The 22,020-nt window shown below is 71.3% G+C and carries 14 protein-coding genes; 9 read left to right on the top strand and 5 right to left on the bottom strand.

The window, feature by feature from the left end:
* Positions 1-170 precede the first annotated feature (170 nt).
* Genes ACH4TP_RS40280 through ACH4TP_RS40260 form a run of 5 tightly spaced genes read left to right on the top strand, consistent with a single transcriptional unit; the run spans position 171 to position 7,499 of the window.
* Positions 171-1,943 (top strand): amino acid adenylation domain-containing protein, encoded by a 1,773-nt coding sequence (locus ACH4TP_RS40280; protein ID WP_389239136.1) that lies wholly within the window; start codon positions 171-173, stop codon positions 1,941-1,943.
* Positions 1,940-3,178: a cytochrome P450 gene (locus ACH4TP_RS40275; RefSeq protein WP_389239134.1), complete on the top strand. Its 1,239-nt coding sequence runs from the start codon at positions 1,940-1,942 to the stop codon at positions 3,176-3,178. Before ACH4TP_RS40280 ends, ACH4TP_RS40275 begins: the two co-directional genes overlap by 4 nt.
* Complete coding sequence (locus ACH4TP_RS40270; RefSeq protein WP_398440713.1) at positions 3,178-6,270, top strand: amino acid adenylation domain-containing protein; 3,093 nt, start codon at positions 3,178-3,180, stop codon at positions 6,268-6,270. Before ACH4TP_RS40275 ends, ACH4TP_RS40270 begins: the two co-directional genes overlap by 1 nt.
* A 13-nt stretch (positions 6,271-6,283) precedes the next feature.
* Positions 6,284-6,679, top strand: a complete 396-nt coding sequence (locus ACH4TP_RS40265; RefSeq protein ID WP_398440712.1) for a nuclear transport factor 2 family protein — start codon at positions 6,284-6,286, stop codon at positions 6,677-6,679.
* Between the two features lie 49 nt (positions 6,680-6,728).
* Positions 6,729-7,499 (top strand): thioesterase II family protein, encoded by a 771-nt coding sequence (locus ACH4TP_RS40260; RefSeq protein WP_398440711.1) that lies wholly within the window; start codon positions 6,729-6,731, stop codon positions 7,497-7,499.
* A 171-nt stretch (positions 7,500-7,670) separates the two neighbouring features.
* On the opposite strand, the gene ACH4TP_RS40255 is transcribed toward ACH4TP_RS40260, so the two are convergent.
* Together ACH4TP_RS40255 and ACH4TP_RS40250 are read right to left on the bottom strand one after the other, a co-directional pair.
* Positions 7,671-8,867: an acetyl-CoA carboxylase biotin carboxylase subunit family protein gene (locus tag ACH4TP_RS40255; protein ID WP_389239127.1), complete on the bottom strand. Its 1,197-nt coding sequence runs from the start codon at positions 8,865-8,867 to the stop codon at positions 7,671-7,673.
* A 151-nt stretch (positions 8,868-9,018) separates the two neighbouring features.
* The gene (locus ACH4TP_RS40250) at positions 9,019-9,624 is read right to left on the bottom strand and encodes a DUF1062 domain-containing protein (RefSeq protein ID WP_389239125.1); all 606 of its coding nucleotides are present in this window, start codon (positions 9,622-9,624) and stop codon (positions 9,019-9,021) included.
* Positions 9,625-10,377: 753 nt separating this feature from the next.
* Here ACH4TP_RS40250 and ACH4TP_RS40245 point away from each other — a divergent pair.
* The 4 genes from ACH4TP_RS40245 (at position 10,378) to ACH4TP_RS40230 (ending at position 15,724) form a co-directional block, all read left to right on the top strand.
* Positions 10,378-11,346 carry a phosphoribosylglycinamide synthetase gene (locus ACH4TP_RS40245; protein WP_398440710.1) on the top strand — a complete coding sequence of 323 codons (969 nt, stop codon included), beginning with the start codon at positions 10,378-10,380 and terminating at the stop codon, positions 11,344-11,346.
* Positions 11,347-11,548: 202 nt separating this feature from the next.
* Positions 11,549-14,512: a BTAD domain-containing putative transcriptional regulator gene (locus tag ACH4TP_RS40240; protein ID WP_398440709.1), complete on the top strand. Its 2,964-nt coding sequence runs from the start codon at positions 11,549-11,551 to the stop codon at positions 14,510-14,512.
* 125 nt (positions 14,513-14,637) lie between these two features.
* Complete coding sequence (locus tag ACH4TP_RS40235) at positions 14,638-14,814, top strand: hypothetical protein (protein WP_389239119.1); 177 nt, start codon at positions 14,638-14,640, stop codon at positions 14,812-14,814.
* A 196-nt stretch (positions 14,815-15,010) separates the two neighbouring features.
* The gene (locus ACH4TP_RS40230; protein ID WP_389239117.1) at positions 15,011-15,724 is read left to right on the top strand and encodes a response regulator; all 714 of its coding nucleotides are present in this window, start codon (positions 15,011-15,013) and stop codon (positions 15,722-15,724) included.
* Positions 15,725-15,770: 46 nt separating this feature from the next.
* On the opposite strand, the gene ACH4TP_RS40225 is transcribed toward ACH4TP_RS40230, so the two are convergent.
* The 3 genes from ACH4TP_RS40225 to ACH4TP_RS40215 all read right to left on the bottom strand — a co-directional run.
* Entirely contained in the window at positions 15,771-16,811 is a 1,041-nt protein-coding gene (locus ACH4TP_RS40225; RefSeq protein ID WP_398440708.1) for an acyl-CoA dehydrogenase family protein, read from the bottom strand.
* 1 nt (position 16,812) lies between these two features.
* Positions 16,813-17,964, bottom strand: a complete 1,152-nt coding sequence (locus ACH4TP_RS40220; RefSeq protein ID WP_389239113.1) for an acyl-CoA dehydrogenase family protein — start codon at positions 17,962-17,964, stop codon at positions 16,813-16,815.
* A 10-nt stretch (positions 17,965-17,974) separates the two neighbouring features.
* On the bottom strand, positions 17,975-22,020 hold a 4,046-nt coding region (locus tag ACH4TP_RS40215; protein ID WP_398440707.1), incomplete at its 5' end, for an amino acid adenylation domain-containing protein.

Genomic DNA, 22,020 nt, shown 5'->3' with positions numbered 1-22,020 from the left:
CGAATGGTCTTGCGGTCTCATTCTTTTAGCGGCTACAGGCCTCCCGCAAAGGCGGCCCTTCGCAAATTCAAAGCAATAGGGGAATTAGCTACCCCATTGCTCAATGGGGTGGCGCGCGGGGTCACCTGTCGCGAATATCGAGAATGCCATATGAAAAACAGGAGGAAGTAGTGGTACTCAGGGGATCTGTCGGCACCCTCACGGAGCTCTTCAGGCAGTCCGTGGAGGCGCACCCGAACCGCCCGGCCGTCAGCGATGACACCCGGACCCTGACCTACGCGCAGCTGGACGAGGAGTCCAACGCGGTCAGCGCGCTGCTGCGGGGTCACGGGGTAGGGGCCGAGGACCGCGTCGGGATCTATCTGCGCAGGTCGACCGAGCTCTTCGTGGCGATCCTCGGAGTTCTCAAGTCGGGCGCGGCCTACGTCTCCGTGGACACCCGCTACCCGGACACCCGTCGCGATCTGATGCTGACCAACAGCGGCGCGAAGGTCGTGCTCACCGAGGCCGGATGGGAGGACCGGCTGGCTTCCGTGTCCGCTCGGATCGTCTCCATCGCCGACCGCGCCGCCGAGGACACCGCCCCGGTCGACGGAATCGTGGAGCCGCACAGCGCCGCCAGCGTGCTGTTCACCTCCGGTTCCTCCGGTGTGCCCAAGGCGATTGTCCTCGAGCACCGCAACATCGTCTCCTTCGCCACCAATCCGAGCCTGCCCGAGCTCACGCCGGCGGACCGGACCGGCCAGATATCCAGCGTTTCCTTCGACGCTTTCCACTTCGAGATGTGGAGCACCCTCGCGTCCGGCGCGCAGACGGTCATCCTCCCGCCCGTGCCGGATCTGCTGGCCGCGGACTTCCAGCGGCAGATGAGGCAGTACGGCATCACGGCGATGCTCGTGCCGACGATGGTGATCAACCACGTGGTGCGCGAGGACCGGGACGCCTTCTCCCCGCTGCGCGTGCTCCAGGCCGGCGGCGACGTGCTCCTTCCGGCGGCCTGCCGCGCGCTGCTGGGCGGACGGTTCAAGGGCGCCCTCTACAACCTCTACGGTCCTGCCGAGATCACCACCGCCTGCACCGCGCACCAGGTGACGGCCGAGGACGCGGAGTCCGACGCCATCCCGATCGGCCGTCCTCTGGAGGGCGTGTCGGTGCGGGTGCTCTCCCCGGAGCTGGAGCCCGTGGCCCCCGGCGAGACCGGCGAGCTGTTCGTCAGCGGCCCCGGCGTGGCCCGCGGCTACCAGGACCGCCCCGATCTGACCGACGAGCGCTTCCTCGTCCTGCCGGGCGAGGCCGACGGCGAACGCCTGTACCGCACGGGCGACTTGGTCCGCCAGCGCGAGGACGGCGCCCTGATGTTCGTCGGCCGTGCCGACAACCAGGTCAAGATCCGTGGCTACCGCGTCGAGCCGGGTGAGGTCGAGCGGGGTCTGCGCCGCTACCCCGAGGTCCAGGAAGCGGTCGTCCTGCCGGAGGGCGAGGGCAACGACCGGCGCCTGGTGGCGTTCGTGGTGCTCGAGAACGGCCTGGGCGTCAAGGAGCTGCGCGAGCGGGCCGAGCGGGACCTGCCGGACTTCATGGTGCCCAGCCAGTTCATCACGCAGGACCGGATCCCGGCGACGGCGCACGGCAAGCGCGACCTGGACGCCCTGCGCGAGGTGCTCGCCAAGCAGCTGGAGCGCGAGGAGTCGTACGCGGAGCCGCAGACCGACACCGAGCGGTTCCTCGCCGGCCTGTGGGAGAGCCTGTTCAGCACCGAACGCGTCGGCAGGGACGAGGACTTCTTCGGCCTGGGCGGCCACTCGCTGCTCGCCTTCCGCATGCACCACCGCATCAACCGCGAGCTGGGTCTCTCCCTCCCCTTCCCGGTGCTGCTCAACAACACCGTGCTGAAGGACCTCGCGGCAGCCATCGACGCGTCGCGCGAAGGAGCCACGGCATGAGCCAGCAGACCATGGACCGGCCGCAGGCGGTCACCGGCATCGACCTCACCGACGTCGACCTGTTCGTGCGCGGCGACCACACGGCCGCCTTCGCCAAGCTCCGCGCCGAGCAGCCCATCTACTGGAACGAAGGCGCCGACGGCAGCCGTTTCTGGGCCCTGACCAGGTACGACGACGTGATGTGGGCCTACCGCAACCACGAGGACTTCGGCTCCGGTCGCGGCGCCATCGTGGGCGGCTCCTTCCGCAGCGAGGACGACACCTCGGCCGGGCGGATGCTGGTCACCACCGACCTGCCCCGTCACCGCATGCTCAAGCAGGCGATCCACCCGTCGATGTCGCCTGGCGTGGCCAAGCGGGTCGCGGTGCAGGTCGCCGAGCTCGTCTCCCGCGCCCTGGAGAAGACCCGGGCGGACGGCGGCTGCGACTTCGCCACCGACATCGCTCCGGAGCTTCCGGCCGGCGCCCTCATGGTGATCATGGGCATCAGCCACGAGGAGGCCCACCACCTCATCGGGCTGACCCGGCGGATGGTCGGCTACCGCGACGAGATCTTCGTGGACACGGGCGGTGACCAGCGGCTGCGCCTGGCCTGGCTGCAGGCCGAGGTGTTCGAGTTCTTCGCCGACATCGTGGCCGAGCGCCGCCGCAACCCCGGCGACGACCTGATCAGCATCCTCATGCGCGCGGAGGTCAACGGCCGCCCGCTCAGCGAGGAGGAGATCTTCTACAACTGCATGAACGTCGCCGTCGGCGGCAACGAGACGTCGTCGTACACCGCGTGCACCGGTCTGCTCGCACTGATGGACCACCCCGAGCAGTACCAGCGGCTGCGCGAGGAGCCGCAGCTCGTCGGCACCGCCGTCGAGGAGATGCTGCGCTGGAGCTCGACCAACGCCTACGTGCAGCGGGTGGCCAAGCGCGACGTGGAACGCGGCGGCATCCAGATCAAGGCCGGCGAGTCCATCACGCTGTGGAACTACTCCGCCAACCGCGACGAGGACCACTTCCAGGACCCGCACCTCTTCGACATCACCCGCACGCCCAACCGCCACCTGACCTACGGCTCGGGGCTGCACCGCTGCATCGGCGCCCCCATCGCCCAGGCGGAGCTGTCGCTGCTCTTCGAACAGCTGATGACGTCCGGGTTCCGGTTCAAGCAGGCCGACGACGTGCGCCGGCTGCGCTCGAACTTCCTGCTCGGCATCACCCGCCTTCCGGTGGAGGTCGTCTGATGGACACCCGCGCCGACGCCAGTCCGTACGTGTTCGGTGAGCGCATCGAACAGGTGGTGGCCCACCACGCCCGGTTGCGACCGCACGCGGTCGCCGTCCAGCAGGGCGAACGGAGGCTCACCTACGGCGAGTTGACCGAGCGGGCCGAGACGGTCGCGGCCGCGCTGCGCCTGCTCGGTGTCGAGCCCGGCCGGCACGTCGCGGTGCGCATGCCGCGCTCACCCGAACTGGTGACCGCGCTGCTCGGCGTCCTGCGCGCGGGCGCCTCCTACGTGGCGGTCGACCCGCAGTGGCCGCAGGCGCGGGTGGACGAGACGCTCCGGGGCACGGACACGGCACTGCTCGTCGTCGACGCGCCCGGCGCGCAGGCCGTGCCCGCCGGGGCGGAGGCGCGCACCGCCACCCTCGCCTCCCTGCTGGAGCTCGGGCGCACCGCCCCGGTCCCCGAGCCGCTGCACGACGGCACCGCGACGGCCAGCGTCTTCTACACCTCCGGCTCCACCGGGAAACCCAAGGGAGTGCTCTCCCCGCACCGGGGAACCATCCGCACCCTGGTCAACTGCCCCACCATCCCCCTCGGCCAGGACTCGGTGTTCCTCCAGGCGGCTCCGCTGCCCTGGGACGGGCTCTCGCTCGAACTGTGGGCACCGCTGCTCAACGGCGGCCGCTGCGTCCTCCTCGACCAGGCGGCCACGGCGCTGGACGCACAGGCGCTGGAGTCGGTCATACGGCAGGGCGTGAACAGCCTCTGGCTCACCAGCTCGCTGTTCAGCGTGCTGGCGGAGGAGCGGATCGACCTCTTCGGCGCGGTGCGCCTGCTGCTGGTCGGCGGGGAGCGGGTGTCGGTGAGCAACGCCCGCCGCGTGCTGACCGAGTTCCCCGCCCTGCACATGGTCAACGGATACGGGCCGGCCGAGAGCACCATCTTCGCGACCACCCACGTGATCCGCCCGGCCGACGTGGAGGAGGGCAGCACGGAGATCCCGATCGGGACGCCGGTGCCCCGCACCACGGTGGCCCTGCTCGGCACGGACGGGCGGCCCGTCGCGGACGGCGATCTCGGCGAGATCGCCGTGGCCGGCGACGGGCTGGCCCTCGGCTACGCGGGCAACCGCGAGGAGACCGCCCGCCGGTTCTTCACCGACGGCGGCGTGCGCTTCTACCGCACGGGCGACCTCGCGGTGCGCGACGCCGAGGGGCTGCTGCGCTACCGGGGAAGGGCCGACCACCAGTTCAAGATCCGGGGAGTGCGGATCGAGGCCGGCGAGGTCGAGGCCGTCCTGGAGAACCACCCCGAGGTCACCGCCTGCTGCGTCCTTCCGCTGGAGACGGCGCCCGGGCGGGTCCAGCTCGCGGCGGCTTACGCCACCGTCCACCAGCAGCCGCTGGACGAGGCGGAGTTGACGGAGTACGCGGCGCGCAACCTGCTCGACGCGATGGTGCCGACGCTGCTGACCCACACCGCGCAGCTCCCGCTGAACGCCAACGGGAAGGCGGACCGCAAGGCGGTGGAGGCGCTGCTGCGCCGCAGCGTCGCCCCCGCCGAAGCGGTGGCGCAGCAGCCGACCCCGAGCAGCCCGGTCCTGGACGACATCCGTGCGCTGCTGGGCCTGCCGCACCTGGCCGAGGACGACGACCTCGTCATGGCCGGGGCGAACTCGCTCGACGTGATCCGGCTGGCCGCCCGGGTGGGAGCCCTGCTGGGCGCCCGCCTGACCGCCTCCGACGTCTACCGGCTGCGCACGCCGCGCGCCATCGCCGCCCACTGCGCGCGGACGGCCCCCGGCGAGCGGCTGCCCGCCCCCGGCCCCGGGCGCACGAGCCCCGCCCCGCTCTCCCGCGCCCAACAGCGTTTCTGGCTCGCTGAGATGACGTCCCCGGGCGCCGCGGACAACATGATCGTGCTGGCCTACGCACTGACCGGACCGCTCCGGCCCGAGCTGCTGCAGGAGGCCCTGAACGACGTCGTCGAGGCCCACCCGGCGCTGCGCACCGTCTACCCGTGGCTCGACGAGGCCCCCCAGCAGCAGGTGCTCGCGCCCGCGGACGCGAGCCCCGTGCTGGAACACGTCACGCCTCCCCGTGCCGAGGGGATGCAGGAGCTGGCCGAAGCGGTGACGGCCGACTGGTGGGCGAGGCCGTTCTCGCTGGAGGACGAGGTCCCGGTGAGGGCCCGGCTGTGCCGCCTGGACGAGGAGCGGTACCTGTTCTGCCTCCAGGTGCACCACATCGCCTTCGACGGATGGTCGGAGTCGGTGCTCATCGACGAGCTGACGCGGGCGTACGCGGCGCGGCTGGAGGGCCGTAAGCACGAGGTGTCGCCGGCGCTGTCGTACGGGGAGTTCAGCACCTGGGAGGCGACCCGCCTCGCGGACTGGGCGGAGCGCGACCTGCCCTTCTGGAAGGAGCAGCTGGCAGCGGTCCCGGCACCGTTCCTGCCCGCTCCCCAGCGGGCGGCCTCCGGCCAGGCGGACCGGTTCGAACGGGTCCTGAAGGTCGACGCGCAGACCGTGCGGCGGCTCGAGCAGGCCGCCGCCCGCCGCGGCGGACCCACCCTGGCGGCGCTGCTCGCCGGCGCCACCCGCGCCCTGGCACGCACCTTCGACGCCGGGGACCTCGCGGTGGGCTCGGTGACCGGGGGCCGCTTCGACCCGGCTCTGGAGCCGGTGGTCGGCTACTTCGTCAACCCCTTCACCGTGGTGCTCTCGCACCCGCGCGACGACAGTGCCGAGGACCTCCTGGACCAGACGACCGCCCAGGTGGTGACGCACCTCCAGCACGTCCACACCCCGTTCGACGAGCTCGTCCGCGTCTTCGCGCCGCCCCGGGACCGCCACCCCTTCTTCCAGACCTGGGTCGTCCTGCAGGGGCAGCCGCCCCGCGGCAGCCTCGGCGGCCACGTGGCGGTCGAGCCGGTGCGGGTGCGCCCGCCCAGCACCGACATCGAGCTGATGCTGGAGGCCATCCCGGCTCCGGACGGCTCCTGGGACCTCGTCATGCTGTGGCGCGCGGACGGGATCACCGCCGCCCAGGCAGAGGAGCTCCTGGCCGAGCTGCACACCGCGCTCGGCGAGACGGCAGATTGCGCCTGAGGGAGAGGCACCCATGCAGACACAGACAGCGGCCCCGGCCGCGTCGAAGACCGACTCCGCGCAGCTGCGGAAGGTCCGCAGGTACTACGAACTCGTCGACGCCGGTCAGGTGCAGGCCCTGGTGGACCTGTTCGCGGAGGACGCCCAGTACCACCGGCCCGGCTACGAACCACTGGTCGGCAAGGACCAGTTGGAGCACTTCTACCGGGAGCGGCGCGTGATCCGCGAGGGCCGCCACACGGTGACCACGACCGTGGAATCCGGTGACTGCGTGGCCGTGCACGGCGAGTTCAACGGGGTGCTGCACGACGACCGGCAGAGCAGTCTGCGCTTCGCGGACTTCTTCCACCTCGACACGGAAGGCCGGTTCAGCAGGCGCGACACGTTCTTCTTCTCCCCGCTGGTCTGAGCCACCCGTCGACCGCGAGAAGACCGCAATCGAAAGGCCCGTGGGATCCATGAGTCCGAACACGGCGCAGCGGTGGCTGCGCCGCTTCCACCCCCGCCCCGACGCCCCCGTCCAGCTCGTGTGCCTGCCCCATGCGGGCGGCTCCGCGAGCTTCTACTTCCCGTTCTCGCAGGCGCTCTCGGGCAGTGCCGAGGTGCTGGGCGTCCAGTACCCCGGCCGCCAGGAGCGCCACAACGAGCCCGGCCTCACCGATCTGCACGCCCTGGCCGACCGGATCACCGAGGCCGTGGCGGAAGAGGCGGACGATCGGCCGCTGGCCCTGTTCGGGCACAGCATGGGCGCCATGCTGGCCTTCGAGGTCGCCGGCCGCCTGGAGGACTCGGGCACCCCGGTGGCGGCGCTCTTCGCCTCCGGGCGGCGGGCCCCCTCCCGCCACCGCCCCCCGGAGAACGTGCATGCCTTCACCGACGAGCAGCTGGTGGCCGCGCTCGCGGCACTGGACGGGACCGACACCGAACTGCTCAACGACCCGGACATACTGCGCATGATCCTTCCGGCGATCCGCAGCGACTTCCAGGCGGTGGAGACCTACCGCTACCGACCGCGGCCGCCGCTGCGCTGCCCGGTCGTGGCACTGGTGGGCGACCGCGACCCCCGCGTCGACCTCGACGAGGCCGGCGCCTGGGCGGACCACACCGCGCACTCCTTCGACCTCCGGGTCTTCTCCGGCGGTCACTTCTACCTGTCGGACCACCAGACCGCGGTGGTCGACCTGGTACGGCAGCACCTGATCGCGTCCGGCCCGCTCGGCGCCGGCTGACGCGACGAAGCGGCGGGGCGACCCGGTCCGCTCCACCGACGATCCGGACCGGCTCAGGCGGGAGACCGCCAGGGCCGGTCCGCGGTCGTTCCGGCCCGGACAGCGACTGAAGCCTGGTCCGCCACCCCTGCGGGTGGCGGACCAGGCTTCCAGTGCTGTCGGGAGGGCCGGTTACGGCCTGACGCTGTACTCGAAGGTGTCGAGGACCTTCGCGGCATGCTCCCGCAGCTGCTCCACGGAGTCGGCGGTCATGGTGAGCGAGAGGAAGAAGTTCTCCTTGTTGAGCTGGGTGACCCGGTAGCCGTTGGCCAGACGCACGCTGATGACGCCGGGCAGGGCGAGGAGTTCCTCCTCGGTGGTGACGGCTTCGACCGTGCCGAGCTCTTCGGCCTCCAGCTCCACGTTGCCGAAGATCGGCTGCTCGCGCATCGGTCCCAGGTCCTGCGGCGCGTACTCGCCCAGCGCCATGGAGACGACCGTCGCGATCACGTCGATGCCGTAGAGGTTCTGGAGGGACGCGGGGATGCCCGTGTGGAAGCCGCCGGGCCGGGGGTTGATCTCGATGAGCTCGGTCCGGCCGTCTTCGGAGCTCCGGCCCTCGAAGTGCAGCCACACCTGGTCGAGGCCCCGGTCGGCGCACAGCGTGTTGATCGCCTCGGACAGGGCGCGCACGCCGTCCCGCACGTGGCTCTGCTGGGGCGGGTGGAACGAGAGCCCCGCGTCGTGGTTCTTGTCGTAGTCGTAGTCGGCCTTCTCGACCGCGAGGAGCGGGTGGAAGCGGCCGTTCAGCACGGGACCGTCCACGGAGAACTCCGTGCCGGACACGAACTCCTCGACGATCAGCTCCACGTCGCCCGCCCCGGACTCCTCCAGGTCCTTCAGGTAGGCCAGCAGCTCCTCCCGGTCGTCCACCCGCTTGACCATGTACGAGGCCGCCGACTCCCGCGTGGGCTTGATGATGGCGGGGAAGAAGTCCACGGACCGCGGGTCGTCGGAGTACTTGAGCTCGGACAGGCCGAGGGCGCGCATGTGCTCCCGGACCAGGGTCTTGCTCGCCAGGACGGCACGGCTGGTGCCGCCACCGGGAAGGCCGTAGTGCGTGGTGAGCGCGATGCTCCACTCGACCAGCTTCTCGACCATGCTGACGACGGCGATCGGCTCGATGCCCCGCTCGCCGACCCGGGCCGTGAGGGCCGAAAGCTCCTCGCTGTCCCAGTCGAACACGATGTGGTCGTCGCAGAGGCCGGCGTTGGGGTCGTCCGGCAGGTTGGAGACCAGCACCGGTCGCAGATCGCGAGCGCGGAGCTCCTCGACCGCGGCGGGCACGTTGCCGATGGCTATCCAGGAGAGGATGAGCACGGATTTCATGTCACGGGCCTCCGGAGGCTTTCGAAAAAAGTTTCTGATTACACGCGGGAGTCAATGCTGGCACGGGCGGAGGCCGGACCGGATAAGCGAGATGACTACTCGGATTGAATCCGTGGTGTCCGGGTGGGACCGGGACGACCTGCGCACGGCATCAAACGGAAACGGGTTCGACCGAGTGGCGCTTGAGCGTGAAGGTGAAGTCGCTGGAGAGTTTTCCGCTCAGCCGGACGGCCGAAACGAGATTGCCCTCCATGGCCAGTCGCTCGACCTCGCCCCGCGAAAGGCCACAGCCTTCCGCGATGAGCCGCATGGGCCTGACCGGGATCTGCGCCGCGAACCGGACCGAGACGTCGATCACTTCACGGTCCAGATGATCCGATCCACCGGTGTCGAGCCGCCAGGCGTCGCTCCAGTCGAGGGAGATGTGGTTGCGGCGCCGTATGACGCCGTCCTGGAGCACCTCGGCCGCCAGGGTGGGGTCGTTCTCGTGCGCCCGGTCCAGGAACTCGGGTCGTATCGAGCGGACGTGCGCCCGCTCGAAAATGTTGATCTTCGTGGTGGTGCCGCATTTGGTGCAGAGCGCGAGGAGCCAGACATCGAGGAGTTTGTGGTTCGCGTTGACGCGGAACTTTCCGGTCGTCCGGAAGGTTTCGGACGCACAGTCCTGGCAGCTGCGGCGGATGAGCGGCAGACGCACCGGCTTAACTATCCAGTCATTGTGCACAGAAGTACCCCTGTTGTGGTGTGCATTCGCCATTAAAGAGAGCGCGGCGCTCGGCGCATCGGCTCTCGGGATGTCTCACGGGGCGCACAAGGCGTGGATTCGCCCGGCTGCATCAGCTCGGCAGTGCGGTAGCGGTACGTCACGGCATTGCTCCACTGGCGTTCGGGCATCTCGATGTCGGGCTCGGCATATCGGTCGGCGTGTCATCGCCCTTGAGATCGGGACTGCTGGCGCCGACCGTCCCAGCGAGTACGAGGGACGCTACGGACAGGTCGACGCGCCGCACATCCGCGTCGAGTTGAGCCGCCCGTACGCGGCACGTGGACGCCCCGTCGCCGGAACTGCGCGCCTCGCTTACGCCGTTCACGGCCTCGACGCGAGGGGGCCATGATCATTACCAGCTCCGCCTCCGTGCACACTTGTTCCACCTGCACCACCACCAACTGCGGCGAGAGCAAGGACAGTTCGATGCCATACGTGCCGACCGGTCCCGGGATGCCCGATCCCGTCACCGCGGAGCCGGTCCACGCCTGCCCCTGTCCCGCGAGAGCCAGAAGCAGGACGGGCCGCTGCGACGGCCCCGGCGGACGGGGCCGGCCGGCAGGCGCCTCGACCAGGGGGGCGGCTCCCCATCAGGGTCCGGGTGCGGCGGGAAGGGCAAGCGGGGGGAGCGCCCGGAGGGCGAGAGGGGAAGAGGAGGGGAGCAGGGCGGGAATACCGCACTCCACAGTGGCCCGTATGCGCGCACACTTCCCGAGACGTTCACAGCCGAGACTGCTCATGGTGATGCCGAGCCACCAACTCGTCCGGAAGGGTGCCGAGTTGGGGTTCCGCATCTGGTCGGTATGGGATCCGAAGCAGCTTGAGGCCGACTTCGCGCCGAGGCTCGAGGAAGCCTCGGAGGAGCTGCTGCTCGTCGACTTCGCCGATGAGACCGGATTGCGCGACACCATCGAGCGGACCGCGCGGCATCACGAGATCGACGCCGTGCTGCATTGCGGACACGGTGACTCGGTCCTGCCGGTGGTCCAGGAGGCATGGAAGCTGGGCCTGTCCGCGAACCCTCCGGCGGTGTACGAACGGCTCCAGGTGTGCGAGGCGGACGACTGGGCCCCGGCGGAGGCGCCCAGGGTGAGCGTCGAGACCCTGACCGTGAACGGGACCCACCACGTCGTCGGGGTGACGGGTCAGCGCACCACCGGAGCGCCGCACTACTTCGTGACGGGCCACCTCCACCCGGCGCCGTTGACCGAGGACGAGCGCACGGCGATCGGGGCGGTGGTCGAGGAACGACTGACGGCGGTCGGATACCGCTCCGGCCCGGCCCACACGCAGGTGGCGCTGCTGCCGTACGGGCCACGGATCGTGTCGTGCCGCACCCATCTGGGTGACGACCGCATCCCCCTGCTCGTCGAGATAGCGCGCGGGTTCGACATGGAGGCGGCGGTCTTCACGGGACTCGAAGGCGATCACCCGGACGTGCCGAGCCCTTTCCGGTACGCGGAGGTCGGCTTCTTCCTCCTGCCCGAGGGGCGACTGGAGACGTACACCGGAACGGAGGACATCGCCGTGACCCCGTGGGTTCACGGAGCCCGCTTCCCGTACGAGGTCGGCGCCTGGATCGCTCCCGTCGGCGACCCGCGCTCCCGGCGCGCCTACGTGGCCGTCGACGGTGACACGCCGGAGCTCACCCGCGAGCGGATCGCCAGGGCGCGGAAGGACCTTGTTACCGTCATTCGGCACACCTCTCGGTGACCCCGCCGGGCAGCCCGTTCGGAGCGGTCCGGGGTGCCTGTGACATATGCAATACGTGCCTGCCGGGCCGGGACCGGGATCATCTAGTGTCGGGGTGAGCTTTGGCCAATGGTGAGCACGGGGGGCCGAGATGGCGACATCGACACCTATTGAAGAAAATGCGAGCTTTCGCCCGGAATTCGCCGTCCTGGGCTCCCTGGAAGTGCGCAGCGGCGGCGCCCTGATACCGGTCAACGGGGCGCTGCAGCGTCGTGTCCTCGTGACCCTGCTCCTCGACGCCGGACGCGTGGTGCCCGTCTCCCGACTGGTGACGGCCGGCTGGGACGAGCAGCCGCCGGACAGCGCCGAGCACCAGGTACGCAAGACCGTGGCCAAGCTGCGCAGCCGCATCCCCCACGGCCCCGAGATCATCGTCACCGACGGACCCGGGTATCGCGCGGTGGTCGAGACCGACCAGCTCGATCTGCTCCGTCACCAGCGGCTGATGCGCCAGGCCAGGGAATCGCTGGACGCGGGACAGGCGGAGAGCGCCGTCGCACAGCTGCGCGAGGCGTTGGCGCTGTGGCGGGGGCCGGTGCTGGCCGGTTCCGGCGGGCAGATGATCGACGCGGCCTCGACCGCCTTGGAGGAGCAGCGGCTCAGCGCCGCCGAACAGCTCTACGACCTGCGCATCGACGCGGGCGAGGCGGCCGAGATCACGGGCGAGCTGCGGGGCCTCGTGGACGAGCATCCCCTGCGCGAGACGCTGCGCAGTCGGCTGATGCTCGCCCTCTACCACTCCGGGCAGCAGGCCGCGGCGCTGGACGAGTTCGCCCGCGTACGCGATCACCTCGCGGACGAGCTGGGCATCGACCCCAGCGCGCAGCTGACCAGCCTGCACGAGCGCATGTTGCGCCAGGACCCCTCGCTCGTCCCTTCGGAGCGCTCCGCGCCGCGTGTCACGCACACGGTGACCGAGGCCCCTCACACGCTGCCGTTCGACGTGCCCGACTTCTCGGGCCGCCGTTCCGAACTGGAGCGGGTCTGCGAGCTGGCCAGACGCACCCCGACAGGGGCCCCGACGGTCATCGCGCTCGACGGCATGGGAGGCAGCGGCAAGACGGCGCTCGCCGTGCGCGCCGCCCACCAGCTGGCCGAGCAGTATCCGGACGGCAGTCTCTTCATCGACCTGCACGGCTTCACTCCGGGACAGGCGCCGCTCAGCGCGTTCCACGCGCAGGGCGACCTGCTCGCCGCCGCCAGCATCCCGAGCGACGAGGTGCCCACGGTGTCGGCGGGGCGCGCCGCGCGGTGGCAGTCCTACATGCGCGGCCGTTCCATGGTGCTCATCCTGGACAACGCCGCCTCCTCCGAGCAGGTGCGCGCGCTGATCCCCGCCTCCTCCGGCAGCCTGGTCCTGATCACCAGCCGCCCGAGGCTGACCGGGCTCGACGGAGTCGAATGGCTCTCCGTGGGCGCTCTTCCGGAAGGAGACAGCGACCAGCTCCTGCGGGCCACCCTCGGCGCCGAACGGGTCGAGCGGGAGCCGGAGGCCGCCGGTGAGCTGGTGCGGCTGTGCGGAGGTCTCCCGCTGGCGGTCAGGATCGCCTCCGCCCGTCTGGCGAACCGCCCCCACTGGACCGTGCAGCGACTCGTCGAACGGCTGCGGGACCACAACCGGCGCCTGGACGAACTGACGAGCGAGGGCCGAGGGGTCGCCGGCGCACTCCTGCTGTCGTACCAGTCCATGCCCCGTGACCAGCAGTCCGCCTTCCGGCTCCTCGGCCATCACCCGGGGCGCTACCTCGACACCCACGAAGCCGCCGCCCTGCTCGGCACGGACGTCCTGACGGCCGAGGACGTACTGGAGGAACTGGTCGACGCGCGTCTGCTGGAGGCCAGGGAACCGGGCGTGTACGCCCTGCACGATCTCGTACGCAGCTTCGTGCAGCGCATCGCGCAGGGATCGCGGGAGCCGGGGGACGAGCCGGCGCTGCGGCGGCTCATGGACCACTACCTGGGCATGGCGAGACACGCCTGCGACGTGGTGTTTCCCGGGCGACGGCCCATCGGGGACGACGGGGAACACCGGACGGACAGCGGGTTCGACCACAGCGGGTTCGCTCACAAGGAGAAGGCGCTCCAGTGGCTCGACCACCACCGCGGCAGCCTTCTGGCGGCGGTGGACGCCGCCCACGACGGGGGGCTGCTGTGGCATGCCGCGCGGCTGCCGCGTGAGCTGGGCTTCCACTCCAGCATCCGCGGCTACGACTCCCGCGCCAACGTGGCGCTGGAGAAGGGGGTCAGCGCGTCACGGCTCCTCGGAGACCGCTCGTTGACCCGGCTGAACCTGATGAACCTGGCCATGGGCAAGTGGCGTCTCGGGCAGCTGCGCGACGCGGTCGGCCTGCTGGAAGAAGCCGTCGGGCTGTCCCGGCAGATGGCGGACGAGTACAGCGAGGCGGAGTGCCAGGCGCGGCTGGGACAGGCGTACAGCAGCATGGGAGAGCTCGAGCACGCGCTACGGCTGAGCCAGGAGGTCAGCAGACGCGCCCGGGAACTGGGGTTCACCCGCCTCGACGGCTCGTCGCTCAGCATGCTGGGCCTGATCCTGGTGCGGCTCGGTCGCTTCGAGGAGGCGGTGGAGTCCGCGGAGCGGGCGGTGGCGATCTTCGACTCGATCGAGGAGGTCCAGCTCTCCGTGACCGCCCTGAGCTACCTTTCCCAGGCGATCGAAGGCCTGGGCCGCTTCGAGGAGGCGCTCGCCCGGGCCGACGCGGCCCTGGAACGGTGCCAGCAGATCGGCATGCCCGCGGCGCTGCCGCTCGTACTCGCCCGCAGAGCCGACGTGCTCGTACGCCTGGGAGCGCTGGACGAAGCGGCGGACAGCGCCGACCACGCGCTGGCCACGGCCGCCAGCAGCACGAACGACATCAACCGCGCCACGGTGCACCTGTCGGCGGGGCGCGTGCGGTACGCGCAGGGGGATCTGGACACGGCGCTGGCCCAGCAGCGGCTGGCCCACGAGATCGCCTGCCGGATGGAGCTGCGCTACGACGAGGCGTGCGCGCTCTGGCACCTCGCCCGTACCGCCGAGGCCCAGGGGCACGTGCAGATGGCCCGAGAGCACCGTTCGGCGGCGGACAGCCTCTTCTCCCTCATGAAGGTGCCGGAGACCGCCCGGTGAGCCCCGTTTTCCGGGCGCTCCGCGGCGGGGGGACCGGGCGGGTGCCCAGAGGGGAACCGGCAGGGAAGAACGACTGCGAGGATCAGCGGAGCCGAAACGGCGCGTCTCTCAAAAGGAGCTTCCCCATGCGTTTCATCCCTGCTCTCGCTGCCTCCCTCCTCGCTCTCGGGGGCGTTCTGGGCGGATTCACGGCTGCCGGCCACACTGCCGCGCCGCAGCCGGTCCACCACCGCGCCGTCGCCTCCGAGCTCCCGACGAGCGAGGTCCTGTTCCAGCCGATGACCGACCACGGCAATGGCTGAGCAGACGGGCCGTAGCAGCTGATTGCGGCCCCCTCCGTCCCACCCGCGCCCGGTCCGTCCTCGCCGCACACGCGCAGACGCCCGTCACGCCCACGAGGCCGGACGAGCACCGGCAAGGCGAGGCTCACGATCTCCGCGCGCCAACCCATTGATGACAGCGGGGCTTCTCTCTCACTCATTGTCGAGGGGCAACACAATGACCATTCGGGTGCTCGTCTGTGACCAGCTGCCCGTGATCGCGGACGGTCTCAAGACCCTTCTCGACGCGGTGCCGGACATCGACGTGATCGGCACGACTCACAACGGCATGGAGGCCATCGTCCTGGTGCGCACCCTGCGCCCCGATGTCGTGGTGACGGATCTGGACCTCCAGACCATTTCGGGTCTCGAGATGATCCGCAGACTCGGCCAGGAGGACGAGTCGCCCAACATCGTCGTGTTCACCGCGGCCGACTCCGACGAGACGGTGAGCGACGTGCTGCATGCCGGCGCGAGCTGTCTGCTCGGCAAGGACGTGAGTCCTCAGGAACTGATCACCGCGATCCAGGGGGCGGCCGCCGGCCAGACCGTGCTCGCGCCGAGCATCGCGCGGCGCCTGGTCACCTGGTTCCGTGCGCAGCCGGAGCCCCAGAAGGTCGAGACGTGTCCCGAGGTGACCGAGCTGACCCCTCGGGAGCGGGAAGTGACGCGGATGGTGGCGCAGGGCATGTCCACCGAGGACGTGGCCCGCGAACTGATCATCGGCGAAGCCACGGTCAGAACCCACCTCTACCGGGTGCGCACCAAGCTCGGCGTCCGCGACCGTGCCGAGCTCGTGTCACTGGCCTACCGGACCGGACTCATCCACTCGTCCGCCCAACCGCTCCGCGAAAAAAGGGAGTTGGCGCTGGGGGGCCTGCGCGCCAGTTGATCCGCGGCAGCCGCGGCGGGATCGCCGCCGCGGCCCGGGGCTCCACTCAGCTCGCGGCACGCCGGGCCGTCCGGACGCGGTCGGCGCCGACCGTCCGCCAGAGCGCGGCGGGATCCCCGTACCGGGTGGACTCTGCCGCGGCCAGCCGGAAGTACCGGTGCAGGCCCAGTTCCGACGTCATCGCGCGCACCCCGCAGCTCTGCATGCTCAGGCGCACGACCTCACGCGCGGTCTCGGACGCCATGGCCAGTGCGGCGAGCGGCGCGGTGCCCACGGCGTCCGGCTCGGAGTCGACCAGCCAGGCCCCCCGGAGGACCGCCGCCCTCGTCGCGCGCACCGCCACCATCGCGCGCGCCAAGGGGAACGACACCGCCGGCAGGTCGCGCAGCCGGGTGCCGAACTGCCGGCGGAAGCCGACGTACTCCACGGCCATGCGGTGCGCGCCGTCGGCGATGCCCAGCAGGTACGCGGCCTGCCGCAGCCGTGCGCGCGCGAGCGGACCGGTGGGCGCGTCGTCCAGGGCGCCGACGACACCCGCCGCGGTGACCGGCGTGGCCTCGAACCGGACGACCGGCGGCCAGCTGCCGTCCTGCGTGGAGACGCCGTCCGCACCGCGCTCCACCGCGACGATCACCGGATCGCCGTCGACCCTGGTGGCCACCAGGAACAGGTCGGCGTGCGGGTCGTCGACGGTGGCCGTGCCGGTCAGCTCCCAGCCGCCGGCGCGCGGCGTCGCGGTGACCCCGCTGCCGGTGGGCAGGGCTTCGAGGCCCGCCAGGGCCACGCTCGGCGCGCTGACGCCCAGGTCGGCGGCGAACGCCTCGGCCCGGTAGGAGTTGCCGCGCGCCGCGCGGCCGAGCTCCTCGCTGACCAGGACGCCGGCGCTCAGCCCCAGGTCGAGCCCGTCGGCGTCGGCCGGACGCTCGAAGTCGGCCGCCTCCAGCGCGTCGAGCACCGTACGGGTCGGGCCGCAGGCGCCGTCGGTCACCGGGGCGCCGTGCAGCTCGATCCGGGCGGGGATGCCGGCGAGTCCCGTGCGCAGGGCCTTGCGCAGCTGGAGGGCGAGCGGGTCGGGAGCAAGGTCCATTTCAGTCTTCCTGTCCGATGGAGTCGAACGAGGCGGCCATGATCTGGAGCATCACCTCGGAGGTGCCCGCCGAGAGCGTGAGCCCGGGGGCCTCCCGGTAGGCGGACTCCAGGGTCATGGCCGCTCTGGTGCGGTTCGCCCGCTGCTCGGGGCTCGGGATGTCGATGGCCCAGGCCGCGACGGCCTGGGCGAGCTCGCTGCTGTGGTACTTGGCGACGGCCGTCGAGACCTGGTCGACCCGGTCCGCCGCGATCCCCGAGAGGACCTCCCAGGCGAGGACGTGGTCGGCCGTGAGCGCACCGTGCCAGCGGCCGATCTGCTCGAGCAGGTCGCCGGGCACGGCCTCCGGGTCGCCGTCGACCAGGACGTCGAGGGCGGCGTCCAGCCAGTGCTCCGCCTTCAGGTAGTAGTCCAGGCCGGTGCGTTCGATGGCGAGGGCCTCGTTGAGCAGCGGCCAGCCCTCGTCGCGCGGACCGAGGAGGTTCGCGCCCGGCACCGCGACCGCGTCGAGGTCCACACGGTGGAAGTGCTCGTCGCCGATGCCGGGGATCATCGACACCGCCACACCGGGGGCCCGCATGTCCACCAGGAACAGGCTGATGCCCTGGTACTTGCCCACGCCCCGGGTCGTACGGGCGGCGCACAGGCCGAGGTCGACGAAGCGCGTCTTGAGGCTGAACACCTTGGTGCCGGTGATCCGGTAGCCGTCGCCGTCCGGCTCGGCCACCGCCCGCAGCCCGCCCAGGTCGGAACCCGCGTCCGGCTCCGTGTACAGCACCGACGCGAAGCTCTCGCCGCGGGCGATGGGGGGCAGATACCGCCGCTTCTGCTCCTCGCTGCCCGCCATCAGCAGGAACTGGCCCACGATCTGGACGGTGTTGACGTGGAACGTGTCCGGCACGCCCGCGCGCACCAGTTCCTCGGCGACGATCGCGGCGTCGGTCAGCGAGCGGCCCTGGCCGCCGTACTCGACGGGCCAGTGCACGGCGAGCAGGCCCAGCTCGCCGAGCAGCCGGTAGAGCGGGCGCGCGTCCGGCTCGACGCCGAACGCGCCGGTGGCCGCGGCCGCCCCGGCCTGGACCTCGGCAGAGCGCAGGGTCTTCCGCACGTCCGCCCGGAACCGTTCTTGTTCCTCCGTGAAGCCGAACCGCATGTGTGTCTCCTCAAGAGGCGAGCGTCTCTTCGATCGCCGCGACGACCCGGCCGATCGCCGACTGGGTGAACAGGGTGTAGTGGTCGCCGGGCACGTGCTCGGCCCGGAAGGGGCCCGTGCATACCGCCCGCCACTGCTCTTCCATGGCGATGTGCGGGGAGGCGACGAGCACGGTGACCGGTCCGCCGTACGGGGCCGGCGGGCTGTAGGCCTGCATGGACAGGGCGGAGGACCGGAACGTCGCGAAACGCGCTGCCAACTCCCGCTCGGTGAGCTCCAGTTCGACGCCGAGGCCGGTGAGGGTCTCCCGGACGTCGGCCACCCCCGCGGCCGGGTCGTCGAGCACCGCGGCCACCTCGGGGCCCTCGCGTCCGGTCAGCCGCGCGACGTCGTGCACGAACCGCTGCCGCACCGTCGCCTCGTCCAGGGGCACGGAGTCCTCGTCGTAGGCGGCGTCCAGCAGGACCACCGGCGGCTGCTCCCCGGTCTTCTCCTCGATCTGCCGGGCGACCTCGAAGGCCAGCACGCCCCCGTACGACCATCCGGCCAGGCAGCACGAGGCGGGCAGGCCGGACTCGATCAGGGAGTGCGCGATCCGTGCGGCGGTCGCCGCCATCGCCTCCCGCGCGGGCACCTCGGTGTCCCGCGGGTCGGCGGCGAAACCGGTCACGCCGATGTCGCCGCGCAGCGCCCTGGACAGCGGGATGTAGCAGAACAGCTCACCGCCGGACGGGTGCATCAGGATCACCTGCGCCGGGCCCGCCTCGCGCATCACCACCGGCGCCCTGCCGGCTTCCCGCCGGGACGGGCCCGCCGGCGCGTCGAACGGATCGCCGTCGTCGTCGCGGCGCGCGGCGCGGACCGTGTCGATGGTGGCGGCCAGATGCGCCACCGTGGGAGAGGCGAAGAAGTCACCGAGCGTGATCTCCACACCGAACCTGCGGTTGATCGCCGACATCAGCTGGACGGCCTGGAGGCTGTTGCCCCCCGCCAGGAAGAAGTCGTCGCGCACGCCGATCCGCTCGTCGCGCAGCAGGGGGGTGACCACGTCACGCAGCAGCCTGCGTTCGGTCTCGGTCAGCGACTCGTCGCTGTCCCCCTTCCCCGCCCGGCTCAGGTCGGGGGCGGGGAGCCTGCGCCAGTCGACCTTGCCGCTGCTGGTCAGCGGCAGCTCGTCGAGGACCACGAAGAACGACGGGATCATGTACGGGGGAAGGAGCTCGCCCAGGTGCTCGCGCACCGCGGGCACCCGCTGCTCGGTGACCCCGGTCAGATAGCCGACCAGGTGCTTGTCCCCGTTGTCGTCGCTCCACGCCTGGACGCTGACCGGACCGATCCCCTCGAAGCCGGTCAACGCCGACTCCACCTCGCCCAGTTCGATCCGCAGGCCGCGGATCTTGACCTGCTGGTCGATGCGGCCGAGGAAGACGAGGCGTCCGTCGGGAAGCCGCTTCACCAGGTCGCCGGTCCGGTAGAGGCGACCGCCGGGTGCGGTGCCGAACGGGTCGGGGATGAACTTCTCGGCGGTCAGCTCGTCGCGGTTGAGGTAACCGCGCGCCAACCCGAGTCCACCGATGACCAGTTCACCCGGTACGCCGACGGGGACCTGGCGCAGCTCGGGGTCGAGGACGTGCGCCACGTGGTTGACCATGGGCAGGCCGATCGGCGGGGACGCGCCCCAGACGCCGCCGCACTCCTCGACGATCATCGTCACCGTGCACTCGGTCGGCCCGTAGCCGTTGAACAGGCGCCGTCCCGGGTTCCACCGGTTCACCAGCTCACCGCCGAACGCCTCGCCGCCGACGAACGCGATGCGCAGGTCGGTGAAGTTCTCCGGCGTCAGCAGCGGCATCACGGTCGGGGGCAGGTCGATGACGGTGATGCGAGCCTGCTCCATCAGCGCCTGGAGCCGTTCGATCGACAGCCGTTCCTCGTCGGTCGCGAGGCACAGGCGGGCCCCGGTCAGCAGCGCCGAGAACGTCTCGAAGACGGAGACGTCGAAGGTCGACGAGGCGAACCCGAGCACCCGGTCGGCCGGCGTCAGCTCGAACAACTCCCGTGTGGAATCGATGAAGTTGACGACTCCGCGGTGCTCCAGGAGCACGCCCTTCGGCTTGCCGGTGCTGCCGGAGGTGTAGATGACGTACGCGACGTCGCCCGGCCCCGCCGCGAGCGGCGGGTTGCCGTCCGGAAGCGCCGCCAGTTCGTCGCGGACCTCGTCCAGCACCACGACGGGCGCGTCGACCTCGCCCACGGCCTTGCCGGCCTCGGCGTGCGCGAGCACCACCCGCAGCTCGGCGTCGGCGGCGATCTCGGCGACGCGCCCCGCGGGGTGCCCCGGGTCGAGCGGCACGTAGGCGGCGCCGGTCTTGAGCACCGCGAGGATCGCGGTCGGCAGGTCCAGGTTCCTGCGCAGACACAGGCCGACCCGCGCGCCCGGCCGTACCCCGCGCTCGCGCAGCAGGGCGGCGAGCCGGTTCGCCCGGGCGTTGAGCTCGGCATAGCCGGTCTCGACACCGGAGACGACGACGGCCACGCCGTCCGGGGCCTCCGCCGCGCGCGCCTCGAACTCCGCGACCACGGTGGACTCGCGCACCGGCCGCACCGGGCCCTTGGCGGCCTCGGCGAGGAACGCCCGGTCCTCGGGACTCAGCATCTCGGCCGCGGACAGCGAGGCGTCCGGGGCCGCGGTCAGGGTGTGCAGCAGCCCGTCGTAGTGCCGGGAGAACCGGGCGATGCTCTCGGCGTCGAACAGGTCGGTGTTGAACTCGACGGCGAGGACGGCGTCGGCTCCGGGCTCCGCCTGCCGGATCAGGCTCCAGCTCATGTCGAAGCAAGAGGTGCGGGTCGGGCAGTCCTCGTACGAGGTGTCAACGCCGCGCAGGGCGGCAGCGGTGTCCGCGGCATCCGCGTCCGCCACGCCGAACACGATCTGGAAGACGGGAGAGCGCGACGGGTCGACGACCGGGTCCACCGCTTCGACCAGCTTGTCGAAGGGCAGGCCCGCATGCGCGTCGGCCTCCGCTGACACGCGCGCGATCCGCCGGACCAGCTCACGGAAGGTCGGATCGCCGGAAAGGTCCGCGCGCAGCACCCGCAGATCGGCGAAGCGCCCGACCACCGAGGACAGGGTGTCGTGGCCACGGCTCTCGTCCGGCGAGCCGATCACGAGGTCGTCGAGGCCCGTGTACCGGCGCAGCAGTACGCAGAACGCGGCCACGAGCACGTCGTACGGGTCCGCGTCCACCTGCCGGGCCAACTCGTCGGCCCGCCCCAGGGCTTCACGCCCGACGGTGAAGCGGGCGCGGTCGCCCGCGAAGGTGCGGGTCTCGCCGCGCGGCCGGTCGGTCGGGAACTCCAGGACCTCGGCGCCCGCCAGCTTGTCGTGCCAGTACGCGCCGATCCTGTCCAGTTCGGCGCTGCCGAGCCGGTCGTGCTGCCACCGGGCGTAGTCCGGGTACTGCACCGGCAGATCGGGCAGGTCCGGCGCGCCACCTTCGATCAACGCCGAGTAGAACGCCGCGAGTTCACGCGCCAGCACGCCGCGCGAGCGGGTGTCGCAGACGATGGCGGGCAGGTCGAACAGGAACAGGTGGTCGTCCGGCTCGACCCTGACCAGTGCCGCGCGCCACATCGGCGTACGACGCAGGTCGAACGGTTCGGCGGTCCACCGCTCGACGAGGGCTCGCGCCGCCGCGATGTCCTCCGCCTCGGTCAGCGGCAGATCGACCGGAACCTCGGTGGCGACGACCTGCATCGGAGCACCCTCGCGCTCCACGATCGCGGTCCGCAGCACCTCGTGCCGTGCCACGAGCGAGGCCAGCGCCTCGCGCAGCGCGTCCACGTCGAGCCCGCCCCGAAGACGCAGGCACAGCGGAGCACCCGCAACCGGCTGGCCCAAGAAGCGCAGGGTCCGCTGCGCGTGCGCGAGCGGCGTCGGCCCCGTGTCGCCACGCGATATCGGGCCGCGCTGTGCCATGTCCTGCGTGTACGTCCTCAGCCGCGTGAGGAACTGCGTGCGGCGCTGCGCGGAGAGCGCGGCGATCCGCTGGGTCA

Origin of the sequence: Streptomyces sp. NPDC021012 (assembly GCF_044333355.1) — a bacterium.
Classification (GTDB): Bacteria; Actinomycetota; Actinomycetes; order Streptomycetales; family Streptomycetaceae; genus Streptomyces.
This window is presented reverse-complemented; position numbering and strand designations above follow the sequence as displayed.

What these genes read in the sequence shown, in the direction of transcription:
- ACH4TP_RS40275 (WP_389239134.1), top strand. Translation starts at nt 1,940, where the DNA reads ATGAGCCAGCAGACCATGGACCGGCCGCAGGCGGTCACCGGCATCGAC.
- ACH4TP_RS40270 (WP_398440713.1), top strand. Translation starts at nt 3,178, where the DNA reads ATGGACACCCGCGCCGACGCCAGTCCGTACGTGTTCGGTGAGCGCATC.
- ACH4TP_RS40265 (WP_398440712.1), top strand. Translation starts at nt 6,284, where the DNA reads ATGCAGACACAGACAGCGGCCCCGGCCGCGTCGAAGACCGACTCCGCG.
- ACH4TP_RS40260 (WP_398440711.1), top strand. Translation starts at nt 6,729, where the DNA reads ATGAGTCCGAACACGGCGCAGCGGTGGCTGCGCCGCTTCCACCCCCGC.
- ACH4TP_RS40255 (WP_389239127.1), bottom strand. Translation starts at nt 8,867, where the DNA reads ATGAAATCCGTGCTCATCCTCTCCTGGATAGCCATCGGCAACGTGCCC.
- ACH4TP_RS40250 (WP_389239125.1), bottom strand. Translation starts at nt 9,624, where the DNA reads ATGGCGAATGCACACCACAACAGGGGTACTTCTGTGCACAATGACTGG.
- ACH4TP_RS40245 (WP_398440710.1), top strand. Translation starts at nt 10,378, where the DNA reads ATGCCGAGCCACCAACTCGTCCGGAAGGGTGCCGAGTTGGGGTTCCGC.
- ACH4TP_RS40235 (WP_389239119.1), top strand. Translation starts at nt 14,638, where the DNA reads ATGCGTTTCATCCCTGCTCTCGCTGCCTCCCTCCTCGCTCTCGGGGGC.
- ACH4TP_RS40230 (WP_389239117.1), top strand. Translation starts at nt 15,011, where the DNA reads ATGACCATTCGGGTGCTCGTCTGTGACCAGCTGCCCGTGATCGCGGAC.
- ACH4TP_RS40225 (WP_398440708.1), bottom strand. Translation starts at nt 16,811, where the DNA reads ATGGACCTTGCTCCCGACCCGCTCGCCCTCCAGCTGCGCAAGGCCCTG.
- ACH4TP_RS40220 (WP_389239113.1), bottom strand. Translation starts at nt 17,964, where the DNA reads ATGCGGTTCGGCTTCACGGAGGAACAAGAACGGTTCCGGGCGGACGTG.